Here is an 18,555-nt window from a genome sequence, read left to right as displayed (position 1 = left end):
TATAGGCAGGGGCTGGAGGGCGCGTGGTGTCTGGCTTTAGAGCAAATCGCTCTCTATCCGTCAGCTGTAATAGCGCTCAAGAATTTCCATGGCTTTGTTGATCGACTGCAACCGCTCTGTGCTGCCGCCTCGATCCGGATGGTGCTGGCTGACCAGCTGTCGGTAGCGGTGCTTGATACGCGTCATATCCAGTGGTTTTTCGTCGTCCAGTTCGAAAAGCCCCAGAGCGGCCTGCTTTTCTTCACCGCCCTGCATGCGCGTCCAGAAGCTGGCCAGCAGGCGTTCGACGTCGCGCTCATCGGTATCGCGTAGGTTGTCGAGGTTCAGGTAGTAGTCACGTAGCGCATCGTGCTCACTCAGGGCCGAAATACCGGGTTGGTAAGGCAGAAGCTGAATGCAGAGAGGGCTGATTTGCAGCAGATGGGCTTGCTGCTGCCAAAGCGTATCGCGCAGACGATACAGCGCGTTGAACAGCAGAAAGTGAGTGCGAAAAAGGACCAGCTTGTCGGTCAGTGGCAGGTTGGGTAGATGGCCGCTGTGGCCGGCCTTGAGCTGCTGGATCAGTGCGTATTCGGCCAGCCCGTCAGGGGCTGCCTGCAACAGTTGCAGCACCTGCTCGGCAAGGTCGAGGCTGGGGTCTAGGTCGTCATTCATCGCGCGAGCCTAGCATTTAAGCGTCGACGGGGTAGGGCACGCGTGGCTTTATGCGTAAAATGTCGCGCTTTCGTTCCTACCCCCGGACTTCGACGCACCATGGGCACCCTTTCGGTCAACCAGAACAAACTGCAGAAGCGCATTCGCCGCCTGGCCGGCGAAGCCATCACCGACTTCAACATGATCGAAGATGGCGACAAGGTGATGGTCTGCCTGTCCGGTGGCAAGGACAGCTACACCATGCTCGACGTGCTGCTGTACCTGCAGAAGGTGGCGCCGATCAAGTTCGAGATCGTCGCGGTGAACATGGATCAGAAGCAGCCCGGCTTCCCTGAGCACGTGCTGCCGGCCTACCTGGAATCGATCGGCGTGGCGTACCACATCATCGAGAAGGACACCTACTCGGTGGTCAAGGAGAAGATTCCCGAGGGCAAGACCACCTGCTCGCTGTGCTCGCGCCTGCGCCGCGGCACCCTGTACACCTACGCCGATGAGATTGGCGCGACCAAGATGGCGCTGGGGCACCACCGCGACGATATCCTGGAAACCTTCTTCCTCAACATGTTCTACGGCGGCACGCTCAAGGCCATGCCGCCCAAGCTGCTGTCCGACGATGGCCGCAACGTGGTGATCCGCCCGCTGGCCTACTGCGCCGAGGCCGATATCGAGGCCTACAGCCAGCTCAAGGAGTTCCCCATCATCCCGTGCAACCTGTGCGGTTCGCAGGAGAACTTGCAGCGCCAGGTGGTCAAGGAGATGCTGCAGGACTGGGAGCGCAAGAGCCCGGGCCGCGTCGAGATCATGTTCCGCGCCCTGCAGAACGTGCACCCCTCGCAACTGGCCGACCGCAACCTGTTCGACTTCAAGAGCCTGAAGATCGACGACAGCGCCACGCCGCGCTTCCTTGATGTGATGAGCCTGTAAGCCATCGCGGCTAAAGTCCCTCCCACAGTTCGCGTCGCATGTGGGAGGTGCTTTAGCCGCGACGCTTGCCAGGCCATAAACGCCTGGAGTATGTTTCGGCCATCGCTTTGGAGAATTCCATGTCCGCCAGCCTCAACCTCCTGTCCATGCTGCAAGCCGGTGCCTCGCGCGCCGCGTTGGCGCGTGTGCAGTCGGTCGCGGCTGCGGCGTATTACTTCTTTGGGTATTGGTTTAGCCACAGGCGCGCCTGATACCCCACAGGCGGCCTGAGACACCAGGGTCGCCACCAGAGACGTTTTCCAGAAAACCCCCGGTCGGCAACCCGACCGGGGGTTTTGTTTTTTCCGGCCGAAAACGGCCACAGATCGAGGACTCACAGATGAACCGTTATTACCGCAACTACCGCAACGACTGGCGATTTAGCAGCGTCACCTGCGCCCAGACACCTTTGCCACGAACACTCAGTTAGCGCCGCCGCGGCATCGACCGCGCCGGCCAAGGAACCGCCAGATCATGAACGCATCCGTCTCCGCTCAACTCGCTTGCCCCGTTACCGCTATCACCCGCCGCAGCGCCCAGCCGCTGCCCAGCCCCGCCGTCTTGCGCCAGCGCCTGCCGTTGTCTGCCTCACTTGCCGAGCGTATCGCCGCTGATCGCGACGCCATCCGCGCCGTGCTCGATGGCCGTGACTCACGCCTGCTGGTGGTGGTCGGCCCCTGTTCCCTGCACGACCGCGCCAGCGCCCTCGAATACGCCGAGCGCCTGGCCGAGCTGGCGCCGCAGGTCGATGACCAACTGTTGCTGGTGATGCGCGCCTACGTGGAAAAACCACGCACCACCGTCGGTTGGAAAGGGCTGCTGTACGACCCACAGCTGGATGGCAGCGCTGACATGGCCGAAGGCCTGCGCCAGTCGCGGCAACTGATGCTGGATATTCTCGAGCGCGGCTTGCCGCTGGCCACCGAGCTGCTGCAACCGATGGCGGCTGGCTACTTCGACGATCTGCTCGGCTGGGCGGCGATTGGTGCACGCACCAGCGAGTCGCAGGTGCACCGCGAGATGGTCAGCGGCCTGGATCTGCCGGTTGGTTTCAAGAACGGCACCGACGGCAGTGTCGGCATCGCCTGTGACGCCATGCGCTCGGCGGCGCACCCGCACCAGCACTTCGGCATCGACGACCTCGGCCATCCGGCCCTGCTACACACCGCCGGCAACCCGGACACTCATCTGGTGCTGCGCGGTGGTCACGGCGCGCCGAACCATGACGCTGGCAGCGTGGCGGCCGCGCGCGAGGCTCTGCAACGTCAGGGCATCGCGCCGCGCATCATGGTCGACTGCAGCCACGCCAACAGCGGCAAGGATCCGCTGCGTCAGCCTGCGGTGCTGGATAGCGTGATCGACCAGCGTCTGGCGGGCGATACCAGCCTGCGTGGAGTGATGCTGGAGAGCCACCTGTTCGACGGCTGCCAGGCGCTGTCCGGCGAGCTGCGTTACGGCGTATCGATCACCGATGGCTGCCTGGGCTGGGGCGGTACCGAGGCTGCGTTGCGCCAGGCTGCCGAGCGTTTGCGCGGGTAGGGCGGGTGCAACCCGCCGGTTCGAGATTGGCGGGTTTCACCCGCCCTACGGTTTTACAGGGCTTGCGGTGTTCGGCTTACTGCATGCAGGCTTCGTCATCCGTTTCATGAAGGGTTCGATTCATGCGTGATTACAAGTGGTTGCACGAGTTCTGCCTCAACCGTTTCGGCTCGGTCAAGGCGCTGGAGGCCATGCTGCCGAAGCCGCGCAGCGACGCCGAGCTGCGTGCACTGAGCGATGACCGCTACCTGTCGTTGATCAGTTTGCGCATCTTCCGTGCGGGCCTCAAACACAGCCTGGTGGATGCCAAATGGCCGGCGTTCGAGGAAGTCTTCTTTGGCTTCGATCCGGAAAAGGTAGTGCTGATGGGCGCCGAGCGTCTGGAGAACCTGATGCAGGATGCGCGGCTGATCCGCCATCTGGGCAAGCTGAAGAGCGTGCCCCGCAATGCCCAGTTCATCCTCGACGTGCGCCGCGAGAAGGGCAGTTTCGGCGCGTTGATCGCTGACTGGCCGGTAAGCGATGTCGTCGGCTTGTGGAAATACCTGGCCAAGCACGGCAGTCAGCTGGGTGGATTGTCTGCACCGCGCTTTCTGCGCATGGTGGGCAAGGACACCTTCATCCCGACCGACGATATGGTCGCGGCGCTGAAGGCACAGGGCGTGATCGACAAGGCACCGACCAGTCAGAAGGATCTGGCTGCGGTGCAGGCTGCTTTCAACCAGTGGCACGCCGAAAGCGGCCGACCGCTGTGCCAGCTATCGGTGATGCTGGCGCACACGGTCAATCACTGAGTGAGTCCTGTAAGGCCTCCAGCCATTCCTTGGGCACGTCGCGCTTCATCGCCAATTGGCATTGCTGGCTGTCCGGGTCGAAGACAATCACCGCTTCACCCTTGTCCAGGGCTCGGCGAACCCGCTGTACGCGGGTTTCCAGCGGGGTTTCGTCACCGTTGTCGGTGCCGTCGCGGGTGACGAAGTCTTCGATCAGCGCGGTGAGCGTTTCGGCTTGCAGCAGGTGAGCGGGGATCAGCACGGTAGGGAGGCTCCAGTTGGCGCTGTCTATGATAGAGCTGTCGCCGACTCCCCGCGACAGCGCCTGCTGGGCATCTCTAAAAACTACCTGCGTTGTCATCGCTGCGTTAAAAACAGGCTCAAAATGCTCATTTACAGCTCGTAAAGTCGAGCGCGACTCCGAGCGTTTTTCGCCTGTTTTTGCGGGGCCGCCATCGGTATTGCGCTGACTGCCTCGCCTACGTTTTTAGAGATGCCCTGCAGTCAGGAACCGGACATTTTCAGGTAACGCTCCAGCGTGCTGTAGAGCAATGTGCTGTCCAGCGGCTTGCCGAGGAAATCGTCCATGCCGGCATCCAGGCCGTGCTGGCGGTGTTCATCGAGGATGTGTGCGGTCAGGGCGATCACGGGCACCGCGCCAAGCTGTCTGTCGTGTTCCAGGCGGCGAATCTGCCGGGTAGCTTCGAAGCCGTCCATCACCGGCATCTCGCAATCCATCAGGATCAGGTGTATGGCGTCCGGGGCGCGGCTGTATTCGTCGAGGGCGGCCTGGCCGTTGGTCACCAGGCGCACGCTGTAACCGCGTTTCTTCAGAAACCCCTGAACCACCAGCTGGTTCACCGGGTTGTCCTCGGCGACCAGGATGCAGGGGGCGTCGCCATTGTCGCTACGTATCTCTCTGACCAACTGATGTACCTGTGCTTTGGGTTTTTCGTAGAGTCCGCGCAACGCCTGGCGCAGGGCGTTGATCGCCATCGGTTGGGCCAGGTGCTGCAGGCGCAGCCCCTGGCTCGTCGGCAATTGCTGGCAGGCCTCGGGTGGGCACACCAGCAGTACGCGCTGCTGTATCTGCAGCATGGGTCTGAGCGAGTCGAGCCAGTGATTGACGCTACCGGGCCAGGGGGCCATCAGTACCAGCAGCGGTGGTGCGTCGAAGTCTTCCAGATAGTCTTGCAGGCGTTCGGGCGTCTGGCAGCGTTCGGTGCGCATGCCCCAGCGGCCGAGCAGTCGACTCAGGGCATCCAGGCCGAGGCCGTCGAGCGAGGCGAGCAGGGCGGTGCGCCCGGCCAGCAGGCGGGTGAGTTCGTCAGGGGCTTCCTGTTCGCCGAGTAGCGGGATGTCGAAGGCGAAGCGAGTACCCTGGCCGAGGGTGCTCTGCACCTCGATACGTCCTCCCATCATCTCCACCAACTCCTTGCTGATGGCCAGGCCCAGGCCGCTGCCGCCATAACGGCGGGTGGTGCTGGAGTCGCCCTGGGCGAAGGATTCGAACAGCTGCGCCAGAGCCTGCTCGCTGATGCCGATGCCGCTGTCACTGACGGCGAAGATCAGGTGCGGATGACCGTGGCTATCGCTACGGCGGCTGACGCTGATCGCCACATGGCCTTCTGCGGTGAATTTCAGGGCGTTGCTGAGCAGGTTCATCAAGATCTGCTTGAGGCGTGTCGGGTCGCCCTGGATACGTCGTGGCACGCCGCTTTCGAGGCTGACATAGAGGCGCAGGCGCTTGTCCAGGGCCTGGCCGGTGAACAGGCTGAGGGTCTCGGAAATCAGGTCTTCGAGATCGAATTCGATCTGTTCCAGGCTGAGCTTGCCGGATTCGATGCGGGCGTAGTCGAGGATGTCGTTGATCACTGCCATCAGCGAGCTGCCGGAACTGGAGATGGTGTCGACGTAGAAGCGCTGGCTACGATCCAGCGGCGTTTCGCGCAACAACTGCAGCATGCCCAGCACGCCATTGAGTGGCGTACGAATTTCGTGGCTCATCTTGGCTAGGAAGCGGCTCTTGGCCTGGCTCTCGAACTCGGCCTGTTCCGCTGCGCGGCGTGAGCGGAAGCCTTCTTCCTTGAGCAGGTTGATGCGGTCGGCAAGACCGATGGACAGGGTGATCAGCTCGATGGTCACGCCGATCTTCACCGCCGTGGCACCGAACACGCCGAACACCTCGAGCCCCAGCGAGCCGGTGGTGGCCTGGATGAAGGCGAACAGCAGGATGGCCCAGGCCAGGGTGTAGTAAGAACCGTAGCGCACGCCGCGGCGCCAGGCGTAGATGCCGGTGAGCAGCAGTGCCAGCGACACCAGCGATACCGTGACGCTGGCCAGGATGTTCCAGGCGGCGAAGCCCACCAGCGGTACCGACAGCAGGCAGCCAACGCAGATCAGCATCATCAGACGCAGGCCCGTATCCAGTTTCGGGAAGTACTGGCGGGCATGGAGAAAGTGGCGGCTGAACTGGATGGCGGTGAGGCAATGCACGTACATCAGGATGTAGATGCTCACCGACTGGAAAGCCACATGCTCGGGCAGCAGCTTGAACAACATGCCGTCGAAGCAGGCGGCCAGCAGGCCAACGTTGAGGTTGTAGGCCAGGTACCAGAGGTAGGCCGCTTCGCGCAGCGACAGATAGAGGAACAGGTTGTAGCAGAACATCGCGAACAGCACGCCGTAGAACGCGCCGTTGAAACCCATCAGATTTTCCTGTGCCGCCGCGCTGGCGCCATAGGTGCTGAAGAACAGCGGCACGAACACCGTGCTGGTGGTGTCCACACGCAGCAGTAGGGTGCTGACGCCGGGTTCCAGCTGCATGGGAAACCAGAAGTTGCGCACCTGTACCGGCCGCTGCGAGAAGGCGAAGCTGTCGCCGCTTTCCTGTTCCAGGCGCGAACCGTCGGGCCTGATGAGATAGACCTGCAGATGGTCGAGCAGCGGATAGTTGACTTCCAAATAGCCGCCCAGCGAGTGCTCCAGGCCATTGAGCAGGCGTATCTTGAACCACCACACCGAGTCGTTCTTGCCCAGGTTCGCGTGTTCGCTGCGTAGGCCTTTGAAGGCGTCGTCGTCCAGTGCCTGGATCTGTTCGACGCTCAGGGTGCCGTCTACGTCTTCGTAATAGCTGGTGTAGGTGCCCAGGGAAATACGTATGTCGTCGCTGTCCAGCGGCGCAGGCGTAAGGGCCCAACTTGGGCAGGCAAGCCATAACAACAGCAAGGCCAGGCAAAGACGAGGCATCCGTGAACCTCAGTAGGCCATGACAAATGGCCGGAGTCATTTTTTAACGTCGCGGGGCGACGTCCCTAGGGGTGGCCGGCAGGGAGAGCAGGCCATAAAAAGGGGAGCGCATGCTCCCCAGTCGTCCTTTTGTGTCACTTTGCCTTTATGCGCCCAAGCCTTCAAGCGTCCCGATCATGTTGGCCGACCAGGCTGTCCACGGGGGGCACACGGGTATCGCTTTCCATCTGTGCGTCGTGCTCCAGCTGGTGACTGAAACGCTCCAGCGAACCCTGGGCTGGTTGCGCATCACTGGCGAATACCGGCGGGCTCATCATGTAAGCCGTGAGCAGGCGGCTAAGGGCCTTGAGACTGTCGATATGGGTGCGTTCGTAGCCATGCGTGGCGTCGCAACCAAAGGCCAGCAGCGCGGTGCGGATATCGTGGCCGGCGGCCACCGCCGACTGCGCATCGCTATGGTAGTAGCGGAACAGATCGCGACGTACCGGCACTTCCTGTTCGGCGGCCAGGCGCAGCAGCTGGCGTGACAGGTGGTAGTCGTAGGGCCCGCCGGAGTCCTGCATGGCAACGCTGACGGCGTGTTCGTTGGACTGCTGGCCTGGTGCGACCGGGGCGATGTCGATGCCGACGAACTCGCTGACGTCCCAGGGCAGGGCTGCCGCAGCGCCGGAGCCGACCTCCTCGGTGATGGTGAACAGCGGGTGGCAGTCGATCATCGGCTGCAGGCCGTGATCACGGATCGTCTTCAATGAGGCCAGCAGTGCAGCGACACCGGCCTTGTCATCGAGGTGACGGGCACTGATATGGCCACTCTCGGAAAACTCGGGCAGCGGGTCGAAGGCGACGAAATCACCCACGGCGATGCCCAGTGAGTCGCAGTCGGCGCGTGTAGCGCAGTAGGCATCGAGGCGCAGCTCGATGTGATCCCAGCTCACCGGCAGGGTATCGACGGCGGTATTGAAGGCGTGTCCCGAGGCCATCAGCGGTAGCACGCTGCCACGGATCACGCCGTTGTCGGTGAACAGGCTGACGCGACTGCCTTCGGCGAAGCGACTCGACCAGCAGCCCACCGGTGCCAGGCCGAGACGGCCGTTGTCCTTGATCTCGCGGACGATGGCGCCAATGGTGTCGAGGTGCGCGGAGACGGCGCGGTCGAAGCGCTCGTACTCGCTCTGGCGACCGCGCAGGGTGGCGCGGATGGTGCCACGACGGGTCAACTCGAAGGGAATCTCCAGCTCTTCGAGACGCTCGGCGACATAGCGCACGATGGTGTCGGTGAAACCGGTGGGGCTGGGGATGGCGAGCATCTCCAGCAGCACCTTCTGCATGTAGTCGAGATCGGGTTCGGGTAGTTGTTGCATGCAAGCTCCTCGGCGTTCAGGTTTCCCCTCTCCCGTTTGCGGGAGAGGGCCGGGGCAGGGCGCTCAGCTCGGTGCGTGACTGAGCGGGAACAGCAGGTCGATGAAACGCTCGGCGGTCGGCTGCGGCTCGTGGTTGGCCAGGCCAGCGCGTTCGTTGGCCTCGATGAACACGTAGTCGGGCTGGTCAGCGGCAGGCACCAGCAGGTCGAGCCCTACCACCGGGATTTCCAGCGCCCGAGCGGCTTTGATCGCGGCGTCGCGCAGAGTCGGGTGGAGGATCGCGGTAACGTCCTCCAGGGTGCCGCCGGTGTGCAGGTTGGCGGTCTTGCGTACTGCCAGGCGCTGGCCGGCAGGCAGCACGCTGTCGTAGTCGAGGCCGGCACCGTGCAGGGTGCGCAGGGTTTCGGTGTCCTTGGGGATGCGGCTCTCGCCACCGGTTGCAGCCTGGCGCCGGCGGCTCTGCGCGTCGATCAGTTTGCCGATGCTGTGGCGGCCATCGCCGATGATTTCTGCCGGGCGACGGATGGCCGCGGCCACCACCTCATAGCCGATCACCAGCACGCGCAGGTCATGGCCCTCGTGATAGCTCTCCAGCAGTACGCGTTGATCGAACACGCGGGCGCGCTCGATGGCTTCCTGGACTTCACCCGGTGTACGCAGATCGACCGCCACCCCTTGGCCCTGTTCGCCATCGACCGGCTTGACCACCACCGAGCCGTGTTCGGCGAGGAAGGTGGCGTTGTCTTCGGCGCTGCCGGCCAGGCATTGCGCCGGCACACTGAGAGCCGCGCGCGACAGGGTGCGATGAGTCAGGCGCTTGTCCTGGCAGAGGGTCATGCTCACCGCGCTGGTCAGGTCGCACAGCGATTCACGGCAGCGAATGCGCCGGCCGCCCTGGCTGAGGGTGAACAGCCCGGCTTCGGCGTCGTCCACCTGCACCTCGATGCCGCGGCGCAGTGCCTCGTCGACGATGATCCGGGCGTAGGGATTGAGTTCGGCCTGCGGGCCGGGGCCGAGGAACAATGGCTGGTTGATGCCGTTCTTGCGCTTGAGGCTGAAGGTTTGTAGCTCGCGAAAACCCAGCTTGGCGTAGAGCTTTTTCGCCTGCTTGTTATCGTGCAGCACCGACAGGTCGAGGTAGCTCAAGCCGCGGCTCATGCAGTGTTCGATCAGGTGGCGTACCAGCACTTCGCCGACGCCGGGGCGGCTGCACTGCGGGTCGACCGCCAGGCACCAGAGGCTGCTGCCGTTTTCCGGGTCACGGAAGGCGCGCTGGTGGTTCAGGCCCATCACGCTGCCGATCACCGCACCGCTGTCCTCATCTTCTGCCAGCCAGTAGGTCGGGCCGCCTTCGTGATAGGGCGTGAGTTTGTCCGGGTCGATCGGCAGCATGCCGCGTGTCTGGTACAGGCAGTTGATCGCCTGCCAGTCCGCCTCGTTCTGCGCCCGGCGAATGCGAAAGCCGCGGAAGCTGCGGCGCGCCGGACGGTAGTCGGTAAACCACAGGCGCAGGGTATCGGAGGGGTCGAGGAACAGTTGCTGCGGGGCGTGCGCCAGCACCTGGTGCGGCGCGGCGACGTACAGGGCGATATCGCGCTCACCCGGTTGCTCGCCGAGCAGTGCTTCGGCCAGGTCGCTGGCATCCGGATAGGTGTGACCGATCAGCAGGCGCCCCCAGCCGCAATGAATGGCTTGCGGCTGGCTGGGCTGGCTGGCGTGATCTTCGGCCAGGCGTGCCTGTAGACGCTCGTAGGAGGGTGTCTGGCCGCGCAGCAGGCGCTGGTTGAAGGCAGTGGAGCGCATGAAATAGTAGTCCCTGTCCGTTATCACTACGTCCGGTCTGAGCCGAATCGTCATTGAGTCGCGACAAACCCCGGACTTGCCGGGCGACGACCATTGATCCTGCAAGAGCGGCCCGCAGGCCGCTCCGTGTGAGTTACAGGCCCTGTTCGCTCAACCACAGGTTGAGCGCCGCGAGTTGCCACAGCTTGGAGCCGCGCAGCGGCGTCAGCTGGCTTTGCGGATTGGTCAGCAACTGGTCGAGCATGGTCGGGTTGAACAGGCCGCGATCCTGGCTCGGGTCGAGCAGCAGGTCGCGTACCCAGCCGAGGGTGGCGCCCTCCAGGTGTTTGAGGCCTGGCACCGGGAAATAACCCTTGGGCCGGTCGATCACCTCGCTGGGGATGACCTTGCGCGCGGCTTCCTTGAGCACATGCTTGCCGCCGTCAGGCAGCTTGAACTGCGCCGGGATGCGCGCCGACAGTTCGGCCACGCGGTAGTCGAGAAAGGGCGTGCGCGCCTCCAGGCCCCAGGCCATGGTCATGTTGTCCACGCGCTTGACCGGGTCGTCGACCAGCATCACCGTGCTGTCCAGGCGCAGCGCCTTGTCCACGGCAGCCTCGGCGCCAGGCATGGCGAAATGTTCGCGAACGAACTCGCCGGCCATGTCGCCGGTCAGCCAGGCGGGCTGTACGCAGGCGGCATATTCGTCGTGCTCGCGATCGAAGAAGGCGGCGCGGTAGGCGGCGAAGGCATCCTTGGCGCCATCGACCTGCGGGTACCAGTGGTAGCCGGCGAACAGTTCGTCGGCGCCTTGGCCGCTCTGCACCACCTTGCAGTGCTTGGCCACTTCACGCGAGAGCAGATAGAAGGCGATGCAGTCGTGGCTGACCATCGGCTCGCTCATGGCGCGGAAGGCCTGCGGCAACTGATCGAGAATCTCGTGCTCGCCGATGCGCAACTGGTGGTGGCGGGTGGCGAAGCGCTGGGCGATCAGATCCGAATACTGGAATTCGTCACCACGCTCGCCACCGGCATCCTGGAAGCCGATGGAGAAGGTCAGCAGGTTGTCCACGCCGGCTTCGCGCAGCAGGCCGACCAGCAGGCTCGAGTCGACGCCGCCGGAAAGCAGCACGCCGACATCCACGGCGGCACGCTGGCGGATGGCCACGGCTTCGCGCATGGTGTCGAGCACTTGCTCACGCCATTCTTCCAGGCCGTAACCGGTTTCCTCGCCTTGTGGGCCGAATTGCAGCGACCACCAGGTTTTCTGCTGAACCTTGCCGTCGGTGTCGACACGCATCCAGGTGGCTGGCGGCAGTTTCTCCACGCCGGCCAGGATGGTGCGCGGTGCCGGTACCACGGCGTGGAAGTTCAGGTAGTGGTTGAGCGCGACGGCGTCCAGCGTCTTGGCAATGTCGCCGCCTTGCACCAGCGCCGGCAGCGACGAGGCGAAGCGCAGGCGTTCGCCGGTACGCGACAGGTAAAGCGGTTTGACGCCGAGACGGTCGCGGGCGATGAACAGGCTCTGTTTGTCACGTTCCCAGACGGCGAAGGCGAACATGCCGTTGAGCTTGGGTAGCAGCGCCTCGCCCCAGGCGTGATAGCCCTTGAGCAGCACTTCGGTGTCGCCACCAGAGAAGAATCGGTAGCCCAGGGCTTCCAGTTCGGCGCGTAATTCGGGGTAGTTGTAGATGGCGCCGTTGAATACCATCGAGAGGCCGAGATCACTGTCGATCATCGGCTGGCCCGAGGCTTCGGCCAGATCCATGATCTTCAGGCGGCGATGGCCCAAAGCGATGGGGCCTTGGCTGTGGAAGCCGTGGGCGTCGGGGCCGCGAGGGGCCAGGTGGTGGGTGATGCGCTCGACTGCCGCCAGATCCGCGGGGCGTCGATCAAAACGTAGTTCTCCAGCTATTCCGCACATATTTCCTTACCGGTGTTGCCGTTGGGGAGAGTGGTTCGGGCAGGCCGAACCTTTTACACCAAAACAAGAAAATGCTTTCATGTCAAAGTTTTGGGTAGTGTGTATTGGTGCTTATGGCTGATAAAAAAGTTCCTTCTGAAATGGATTTGTCATCTGTCATGGCGTTCGAAATGCCGCTGTTTCAGGCCCTGCGGCGCCTGCAGCAGGCAGGGGAGGTGCATGCCAAGCGCCTGGCCCGTTTCGGTGGCCTGACCCCCATGCAGTTGATGGTGTTGCAGGTGCTGGCCAGCGAGACGCGCCTGACTGCCAGCGTGCTCAGCAGTCGGGTCAGCCTGACGGCGGCGACCCTCTCCGGGCTGCTCGATCGCCTGGAGGAGCGCGGCCTGCTGCAACGTCAGCGCGACGATCAGGATCGACGTCGCCAATGGTTGTTGATCAGCGATGCCGGTCGTGAACTGATTCAGCAGGCGCCTTCGCTGATGCCGCCTGAGTTTAATCAGCGTTTCGCTGCCCTGACCGAGTGGGAGCGGCACAGCCTCACGGCGGCGCTGCTGCGCGCCGCCGAACTGTGCGGGGAGATGGAATGAGGAGCGCCGTTGAACTCGCCTTTTGCAGAAAAAATTCAAGCAGGGTGTTGACTTAGCATCGCCGCCTGCATAAAGTGCGCGCCTCGCTAAGGCACATGGGTGATTAGCTCAGCCGGGAGAGCATCTGCCTTACAAGCAGAGGGTCGGCGGTTCGATCCCGTCATCACCCACCATAGCCTTAGAGAGAAGGACGAAAGTCCACCGACGCGCAGCGGTAGTTCAGTCGGTTAGAATACCGGCCTGTCACGCCGGGGGTCGCGGGTTCGAGTCCCGTCCGCTGCGCCATTATTTCCCAGATCGACGTTTCGTCGGTTTGAGATGGCAAAGCCCGCAAGGGCGCCATCAGATGCAACAACGCTTCAAGAGTTTTCTGGACGAAAGTCCAACCGACACGCAGCGGTAGTTCAGTCGGTTAGAATACCGGCCTGTCACGCCGGGGGTCGCGGGTTCGAGTCCCGTCCGCTGCGCCATATACGAAACCCGCTGATCGCAAGATCAGCGGGTTTTTTATTGCCTGTCATCCCGGACGATCGCCCTGCGGCTTTTCGTCATCTTGTCTTCATCTCGACAACGTAGCTTGCTAATGAACAGACGAGAAGACTCAGGAGAACGCAGATGGATGACTATCAGGAAGAATTGCTCGAGCGCGGCGCCCTCGATCAGGATGCGTCCGACGTCGACGACGCCACCGAGCTTTGACTGTCACTATCGACCCGGCGCTGCGCGCGTCGATAGTCGCCCGGCGTTTGCCCGAGCCAACGTTTGAAGGCGCGCTGGAAGGCTTCGGCCGAGGCGAAGCCGAGCAGATAGGCAATCTCACCGAAAGCCAGTTCGGTGTCGCGGATATAAGCCGTGGCCAGGTCGCGGCGGGTGTCGTTGAGGATGGTGCGAAATTGCGTGCCTTCCTCGGCCAGCTTGCGCCGCAGTGTCCAGCTGGGCAGGTGCAGGCTGCGGGCGACTTCCTCCAGGTCTGGTTCGTGCCCGTGCAGCAATGGGCCGAGCAGCTGGATCACCCGTTCACGCAGGCTACGGGTGCGGGTCAACTGCTCCAGTTCGCGTTCGCACAATTCCACGAGATGGCGCCAGGTGCCTGGGCAATGCTGCGGATTGCGCAAGGCCAGGCTTTCGTTGCTCAGGCGCAGGCGATTGGCGCTGGCGCTGAACTCCAACGGACAATCGAATAGCGCTTCGTAGCGTTCGCCGTACTCAGGGCGCGGGAATTCGATCTCGACCTTTTCCGGGGTGATGGGGCGGCTGACCACTTGGCTCAGATTGGTCTGCCAGCCGGCCAGCACCGAATCCACTACGAAGCGGTTGTAAGCGTTGTAGGGACTGATCGAGTAGAAGTGCAGCCAGGCGCCGCGTGCGTCTTCGCTGAAGCCAGAGCGCCCTCGGTAGTTGGCGGCATACAGCGGCTCGAAACGGGTCAGCGTGCGCGCGGCTTCGCGCAGATTGGGCGCTTGCGCAGCGCAGATGCCGGCCAGGCCGACCTGGCTGAGGCGACTGTGGTGCCCCATCTCCAGGCCCAGTGCCGGGTCGTCACACAGGGCAACTGCACTGTGCCCGAGGCGCATGAAGCGTGGGATCGACAAGCGTGCACGTGGCTCGCTCAGGCGCGTGGCGTCCAGGCCGAATTGTTCGAGCAAGGGTTCGGGGCTATGGCCTTTGGCGCGCAGTGCGTCAGCCAGCGCCTGGGTGAACCCGACGGAAAGATCGCCCAGGCGAACGCGTGAGGCTTTCATAACCACAGGTTGATCAGTTGTGCGCCAGGGGCGCTGGCGCCTCGGCTCAGTTGCCCGGCATCGTATGCCAGGGCCTGGGATTGCCCGCTGCGTTCCCACAGCCTTCCGCGCAAGTGGACTTGTAGGCCGGCGCGGATGCCCTGGGCCTGCAGTTGCTGATTGAGCTGCCCATCATTCGAGTGGCTTTGCAGGTCGCTGGGCATGGCGAGCAGTTCGATCTGCTCGTCAGCCAGTGCTTTATCGCCTGAGAGTTGGCTGGCGTCGCCGCCGAGCAGGACACCGAGCTTGCCGGCCGGCGTGTCGAGTGCCTGCAGTGCACTGGGTGCGGTGGTGGCGAGCGTGCTTGCGCTGAACAGGTGGCGCTGCGGCTGGCCCAGTGGATGGCCGGCCGGGTCGAATACCAGGCTGACGTTGTACAGCGGCCCGCGGCCAACTTCGAGACGGCCGAGCTCCACGCGCGGTTCGGGCAGGACGATGGAGCCGGCCACCAGGGTGATACCGTAATCGCGAGCCAATTCGCCGAACAACTGCTGATAGTCACGTGCCATTGCTTTGGCCTTGGTACGCAGCAGCGCATCGTCCAGTCGTGTGTCGCCTTCGGCGCTGAACAGGGCGCTGAGGAAGTCCAGAGGATTGCTCGCCGCCAGCCACTGCAAGGCCTCGTGGCGTTCACTGGCGCGGTAGAGCTCTTCCTTCTCGCCGACGGCTAGCAACCAGGTGCCGATGTGTTCGGGCAGTACGACGACGGTGCGCTCGCTGAGCATGCCTTGCTCACGGGCGTGATCCAGATAGGCAGCCAGTTTCAGGCGCAGGCGGCCAACGCTCTGGTAGTCGGCGGCGAACAGTTCCGGCTGGATGCCCAGCAGGTTGCCGCGCGAGCCGGGCTGGCCGAGGTCGAGTGCGACCTGGCTGCGCAGATCGGACAGGTAGTGGCCGCTTGGACGCTGCTCGATCCAATGGGCGTAGCTGCCAAGGCCGGCCAGCAGCGCAAGCGAGAGCAAGAGAGTGATCAGTAAGCGCATTTCAGGATTTTCAGCTTCAGTGCGGTGCAGGTTAGGTCGGTCGAGCCGTGCTGCCAAGCCATGTTGCTATTTTTGATCATTATCTTGTTAGTTTTGATCATTGAGCATGCCATGCAGCCTCTTTATCGTCTGGCTCCATAACCGACCGCGTGACCATGAGACCGCGGCAATCCGTGAACTGCACCGCGATGTGGAGATTTCCATGACTGCTCGTTACCCGCACATGCTGGCCCCGCTCGACCTCGGCTTCACCACGCTGAAAAACCGCACGCTGATGGGCTCCATGCACACTGGTCTGGAAGAAAAGCCGGGCGGTTTCGAGCGCATGGCGGCCTATTTCGCCGAGCGCGCCCGTGGTGGTGTCGGCCTGATGGTCACCGGTGGCATCGGCCCGAACGAAGAGGGTGGCGTGTATTCCGGCGCGGCCAAGCTGAGCACGCCGGAAGAAGCCGAGAAGCACAAGATCGTCACCCAGGCCGTGCATGAGGCCGGTGGCAAGATCTGCATGCAGATCCTGCATGCCGGGCGTTATGCCTACAGCCCCAAATCCGTGGCGCCGAGCGCCATTCAGGCGCCGATCAACCCGTTCAAGCCCCGTGAGCTGGACGAGGAGGGCATCGAGAAGCAGATCGCCGACTTCGTCAATTGCTCCGTGCTGGCCCAGCAGGCCGGCTATGACGGTGTCGAGGTGATGGGCTCGGAAGGCTACTTCATCAACCAGTTCCTGGTTGCTCACACCAACCACCGCACCGACCGCTGGGGCGGCAGCTACGAAAACCGCATGCGCCTGCCGGTGGAGATCGTCCGTCGTGTGCGCGAAGCGGTTGGCCCGAACTTCATCATCATCTATCGCCTGTCGATGCTTGATCTGGTCGAAGGCGGCAGCACCTGGGACGAGATCGTGCTGCTGGCCAAGGCCATCGAGAAGGCCGGCGCCACCATCATCAATACCGGTATCGGCTGGCACGAGGCGCGTATCCCGACCATCGCCACCAAGGTGCCGCGCGCGGCCTTCACCAAGGTCACTGCCAAGCTCAAGGGCGAAGTCGGCATCCCGTTGTGCACCACCAACCGTATCAACACGCCGGAAGTTGCTGAGCAGGTACTCGCCGAGGGCGATGCCGACATGGTGTCGATGGCGCGTCCGTTCCTCGCCGACCCGGACTTCGTCAACAAGGCCGCCGAAGGCCGTGCCGACGAGATCAATACCTGCATCGGCTGCAACCAGGCCTGTCTGGATCACACCTTCGGCGGCAAGCTGACCAGTTGCCTGGTCAACCCGCGTGCCTGCTACGAGACCGAGTTGAACTACATCCCCACCACCACGGTGAAGAAGGTCGCCGTGGTCGGTGCCGGCCCCGCAGGACTGGCGGCCTCCACCGTTGCGGCCGAGCGTGGCCACAGCGTGACCCTGTTCGATGCGGCCGGCGAGATCGGTGGCCAGTTCAACGTGGCCAAGCGTGTACCGGGCAAGGAAGAGTTCTTCGAGACCCTGCGCTACTTCAAGCGCAAGCTGGAAACTACTGGCGTCGACGTGCGCCTGAATACCCGTGTGTCGGTGGATGACCTGGTCAAGGGCGGCTTCGACGAGATAATCCTAGCCACTGGTATCGCCCCGCGTACGCCGGAGATCCCGGGCATCGAGCATGCCAAGGTGATCGGTTACCTGGATGCGATCCTCGAGCGCAAGCCGGTCGGCCAGAAGGTCGCAGTGATCGGTGCTGGCGGCATCGGCTTCGATGTCTCCGAATACATCACCCACCAGGGTAAGGCCACCAGTCTCGACCGCGACGAGTTCTGGAAGGAGTGGGGCATCGATACCGCGCTGGAAGCGCGTGGTGGCGTGGCTGGTGTGGTGGCGCACCCGCACCCGGCGGCGCGCGAGGTGTTCCTGCTGCAGCGCAAGAAAACCAAGGTCGGTGATGGCCTGGGCAAGACTACCGGTTGGATTCACCGCACCGGGCTGAAGAACAAGAACGTGCAGATGCTCAATAGCGTCGAGTACGTGAAGGTCGACGATGCCGGCCTGCATATCCGCATCGCTGGTGGCGAGGAGCAGGTGCTGCCGGTCGACACCGTGATCGTCTGCGCCGGCCAGGATCCGCTGCGCGAGCTGCAGGAAGGGCTGGAAAGCGCCGGTCAGCGCGTACACCTGGTCGGTGGCGCGGATGTCGCCGCCGAGCTGGATGCCAAGCGGGCGATCAATCAAGGTTCACGCCTGGCGGCTGAGCTGTAATGACGACGCCCCGCTCAGTGCGGGGCGTTTGCTATCTGGCCTGACAATAACAAGGAGAAGCCGATGTCTCTCAACGCCCAACTGCATCCTGCCGCCGCTGCCAGCCTGGAACGCTGGCACCAGTTCATCGCCGCCAAGGATCTCAGCGCCTTGCCCGAGTTGCTGCACACACAGGCCGTATTCCGCTCGCCCATGGCGCACACGCCTTATCCGGGCGCGCAGGTGGTCAACCTGATCCTCAATACCGTGCTCAAGGTGTTCGAGGACTTCGCCTATCACCGCGAACTGGCCACGGCCGATGGCCTCAACGTGGTGCTGGAGTTCTCTGCGCGGGTCGCCGGGCGTGAGCTGAAGGGGATCGACATGATCCGTTTCGACGAGTCGGGACGGATCGTCGAGTTCGAAGTGATGGTTCGGCCGATGAGTGGACTGCAGGCTCTTGGCGCGGAAATGGCGCAACGTCTGGCGCCATTTCTCGCCGCAGCCAAAGGCTGAGTTCTGCCTCAGAGCCTGTTCAAAGTCTCGCGAGCTAGAGCCAGGCAATACCGATGGCGGCCCCGCGAATCGAGCGAAGAACGCATTGGGCTCGCATTCGAGTTTACGAGCTGTAAATGAGCATGACTCGCTTCGCTCACCCCTCCGGGGCCGCACTAAAGTGCGTTAGCCGCAAGCGGCTTCTGACCGGGCTGGCGTTCCAGCTTGATTTCAACGCTGCATGGCCGA

Annotated in this window: 15 protein-coding genes and 3 tRNA genes; 10 read left to right on the top strand and 8 right to left on the bottom strand. The window is 63.2% G+C overall.

Annotation, left to right across the window (positions count from 1 at the left end; all coding sequences use genetic code 11):
• Positions 1-60: 60 nt before the first annotated feature.
• Complete coding sequence (locus HS968_RS16540; protein WP_182367257.1) at positions 61-654, bottom strand: DNA-J related domain-containing protein; 594 nt, start codon at positions 652-654, stop codon at positions 61-63.
• A 99-nt stretch (positions 655-753) separates the two neighbouring features.
• On the opposite strand from HS968_RS16540, the gene ttcA reads away from it, so the two are divergent.
• From ttcA to HS968_RS16525, 4 genes are all read left to right on the top strand, one after another.
• Entirely contained in the window at positions 754-1,578 is an 825-nt protein-coding gene (ttcA, locus tag HS968_RS16535) for a tRNA 2-thiocytidine(32) synthetase TtcA (protein WP_072425395.1), read from the top strand.
• A gap of 119 nt (positions 1,579-1,697) precedes the next feature.
• Positions 1,698-1,829, top strand: a complete 132-nt coding sequence (locus HS968_RS26540) for a hypothetical protein (protein WP_272970049.1) — start codon at positions 1,698-1,700, stop codon at positions 1,827-1,829.
• A 262-nt stretch (positions 1,830-2,091) separates the two neighbouring features.
• Positions 2,092-3,156 (top strand): 3-deoxy-7-phosphoheptulonate synthase, encoded by a 1,065-nt coding sequence (locus HS968_RS16530; RefSeq protein ID WP_182367255.1) that lies wholly within the window; start codon positions 2,092-2,094, stop codon positions 3,154-3,156.
• Between the two features lie 122 nt (positions 3,157-3,278).
• Positions 3,279-3,950 (top strand): DNA-3-methyladenine glycosylase I, encoded by a 672-nt coding sequence (locus HS968_RS16525; RefSeq protein ID WP_182367253.1) that lies wholly within the window; start codon positions 3,279-3,281, stop codon positions 3,948-3,950.
• Here HS968_RS16525 and HS968_RS16520 read toward each other — a convergent pair.
• The 5 genes from HS968_RS16520 to HS968_RS16500 form a co-directional block, all read right to left on the bottom strand.
• The gene (locus tag HS968_RS16520; protein WP_119692745.1) at positions 3,940-4,191 is read right to left on the bottom strand and encodes a YheU family protein; all 252 of its coding nucleotides are present in this window, start codon (positions 4,189-4,191) and stop codon (positions 3,940-3,942) included. The two genes, HS968_RS16525 and HS968_RS16520, sit on opposite strands and share 11 nt — an antisense overlap.
• Before the next feature lie 242 nt (positions 4,192-4,433).
• On the bottom strand, positions 4,434-7,178 hold the full coding sequence (locus HS968_RS16515; protein ID WP_182367251.1) for a hybrid sensor histidine kinase/response regulator: 2,745 nt from the start codon (positions 7,176-7,178) through the stop codon (positions 4,434-4,436).
• A gap of 161 nt (positions 7,179-7,339) precedes the next feature.
• Complete coding sequence (locus tag HS968_RS16510) at positions 7,340-8,539, bottom strand: osmoprotectant NAGGN system M42 family peptidase (protein ID WP_119692743.1); 1,200 nt, start codon at positions 8,537-8,539, stop codon at positions 7,340-7,342.
• A 63-nt stretch (positions 8,540-8,602) separates the two neighbouring features.
• A complete protein-coding gene (gene ngg / locus HS968_RS16505; protein ID WP_182367250.1) occupies positions 8,603-10,342 on the bottom strand; it encodes an N-acetylglutaminylglutamine synthetase in 1,740 nt (579 codons plus the stop codon).
• A gap of 133 nt (positions 10,343-10,475) precedes the next feature.
• Positions 10,476-12,245 carry an N-acetylglutaminylglutamine amidotransferase gene (locus HS968_RS16500; protein ID WP_182367248.1) on the bottom strand — a complete coding sequence of 590 codons (1,770 nt, stop codon included), beginning with the start codon at positions 12,243-12,245 and terminating at the stop codon, positions 10,476-10,478.
• A 113-nt stretch (positions 12,246-12,358) separates the two neighbouring features.
• On the opposite strand from HS968_RS16500, the gene HS968_RS16495 reads away from it, so the two are divergent.
• From HS968_RS16495 to HS968_RS16480, 4 genes are all read left to right on the top strand, one after another.
• Entirely contained in the window at positions 12,359-12,832 is a 474-nt protein-coding gene (locus tag HS968_RS16495; RefSeq protein ID WP_182367246.1) for a MarR family winged helix-turn-helix transcriptional regulator, read from the top strand.
• Positions 12,833-12,929: 97 nt separating this feature from the next.
• Positions 12,930-13,005, top strand: a tRNA-Val gene (locus tag HS968_RS16490).
• A gap of 35 nt (positions 13,006-13,040) precedes the next feature.
• A tRNA-Asp gene (locus tag HS968_RS16485) sits at positions 13,041-13,117 on the top strand.
• 108 nt (positions 13,118-13,225) lie between these two features.
• Positions 13,226-13,302: transfer RNA gene (locus HS968_RS16480), tRNA-Asp, on the top strand.
• A gap of 189 nt (positions 13,303-13,491) precedes the next feature.
• Here the strand turns inward: HS968_RS16480 and HS968_RS16475 are convergent.
• Together HS968_RS16475 and HS968_RS16470 are read right to left on the bottom strand one after the other, a co-directional pair.
• Positions 13,492-14,574, bottom strand: coding sequence for an AraC family transcriptional regulator (locus HS968_RS16475; RefSeq protein WP_182367245.1), 1,083 nt, complete (start codon positions 14,572-14,574; stop codon positions 13,492-13,494).
• Positions 14,571-15,596, bottom strand: a complete 1,026-nt coding sequence (locus HS968_RS16470; RefSeq protein WP_182367243.1) for a carbon-nitrogen hydrolase family protein — start codon at positions 15,594-15,596, stop codon at positions 14,571-14,573. The genes HS968_RS16475 and HS968_RS16470 overlap by 4 nt, the downstream gene beginning before the upstream one ends.
• A gap of 202 nt (positions 15,597-15,798) precedes the next feature.
• Between HS968_RS16470 and HS968_RS16465 the strand changes: the two genes are divergently transcribed.
• A complete protein-coding gene (locus tag HS968_RS16465) occupies positions 15,799-17,832 on the top strand; it encodes an NADPH-dependent 2,4-dienoyl-CoA reductase (protein WP_182367241.1) in 2,034 nt (677 codons plus the stop codon).
• 63 nt (positions 17,833-17,895) lie between these two features.
• Positions 17,896-18,327, top strand: coding sequence for a nuclear transport factor 2 family protein (locus HS968_RS16460; RefSeq protein WP_182367239.1), 432 nt, complete (start codon positions 17,896-17,898; stop codon positions 18,325-18,327).
• Positions 18,328-18,555 lie beyond the last annotated feature (228 nt).

It is taken from the genome of Pseudomonas berkeleyensis (genome assembly GCF_014109765.1).
GTDB lineage: Bacteria > Pseudomonadota > Gammaproteobacteria > Pseudomonadales > Pseudomonadaceae > Aquipseudomonas > Aquipseudomonas berkeleyensis.
The sequence above is the reverse complement of the archived record's forward strand: the minus strand, read 5'-3'. Positions and strand labels throughout refer to the sequence as shown.

What these genes read in the sequence shown, in the direction of transcription:
- HS968_RS16540 (WP_182367257.1), bottom strand. Translation starts at nt 654, where the DNA reads ATGAATGACGACCTAGACCCCAGCCTCGACCTTGCCGAGCAGGTGCTG.
- ttcA (WP_072425395.1), top strand. Translation starts at nt 754, where the DNA reads ATGGGCACCCTTTCGGTCAACCAGAACAAACTGCAGAAGCGCATTCGC.
- HS968_RS26540 (WP_272970049.1), top strand. Translation starts at nt 1,698, where the DNA reads ATGTCCGCCAGCCTCAACCTCCTGTCCATGCTGCAAGCCGGTGCCTCG.
- HS968_RS16530 (WP_182367255.1), top strand. Translation starts at nt 2,092, where the DNA reads ATGAACGCATCCGTCTCCGCTCAACTCGCTTGCCCCGTTACCGCTATC.
- HS968_RS16525 (WP_182367253.1), top strand. Translation starts at nt 3,279, where the DNA reads ATGCGTGATTACAAGTGGTTGCACGAGTTCTGCCTCAACCGTTTCGGC.
- HS968_RS16515 (WP_182367251.1), bottom strand. Translation starts at nt 7,178, where the DNA reads ATGCCTCGTCTTTGCCTGGCCTTGCTGTTGTTATGGCTTGCCTGCCCA.
- HS968_RS16510 (WP_119692743.1), bottom strand. Translation starts at nt 8,539, where the DNA reads ATGCAACAACTACCCGAACCCGATCTCGACTACATGCAGAAGGTGCTG.
- ngg (WP_182367250.1), bottom strand. Translation starts at nt 10,342, where the DNA reads ATGCGCTCCACTGCCTTCAACCAGCGCCTGCTGCGCGGCCAGACACCC.
- HS968_RS16500 (WP_182367248.1), bottom strand. Translation starts at nt 12,245, where the DNA reads ATGTGCGGAATAGCTGGAGAACTACGTTTTGATCGACGCCCCGCGGAT.
- HS968_RS16495 (WP_182367246.1), top strand. Translation starts at nt 12,359, where the DNA reads ATGGCTGATAAAAAAGTTCCTTCTGAAATGGATTTGTCATCTGTCATG.
- HS968_RS16475 (WP_182367245.1), bottom strand. Translation starts at nt 14,574, where the DNA reads ATGAAAGCCTCACGCGTTCGCCTGGGCGATCTTTCCGTCGGGTTCACC.
- HS968_RS16470 (WP_182367243.1), bottom strand. Translation starts at nt 15,596, where the DNA reads ATGCGCTTACTGATCACTCTCTTGCTCTCGCTTGCGCTGCTGGCCGGC.
- HS968_RS16465 (WP_182367241.1), top strand. Translation starts at nt 15,799, where the DNA reads ATGACTGCTCGTTACCCGCACATGCTGGCCCCGCTCGACCTCGGCTTC.
- HS968_RS16460 (WP_182367239.1), top strand. Translation starts at nt 17,896, where the DNA reads ATGTCTCTCAACGCCCAACTGCATCCTGCCGCCGCTGCCAGCCTGGAA.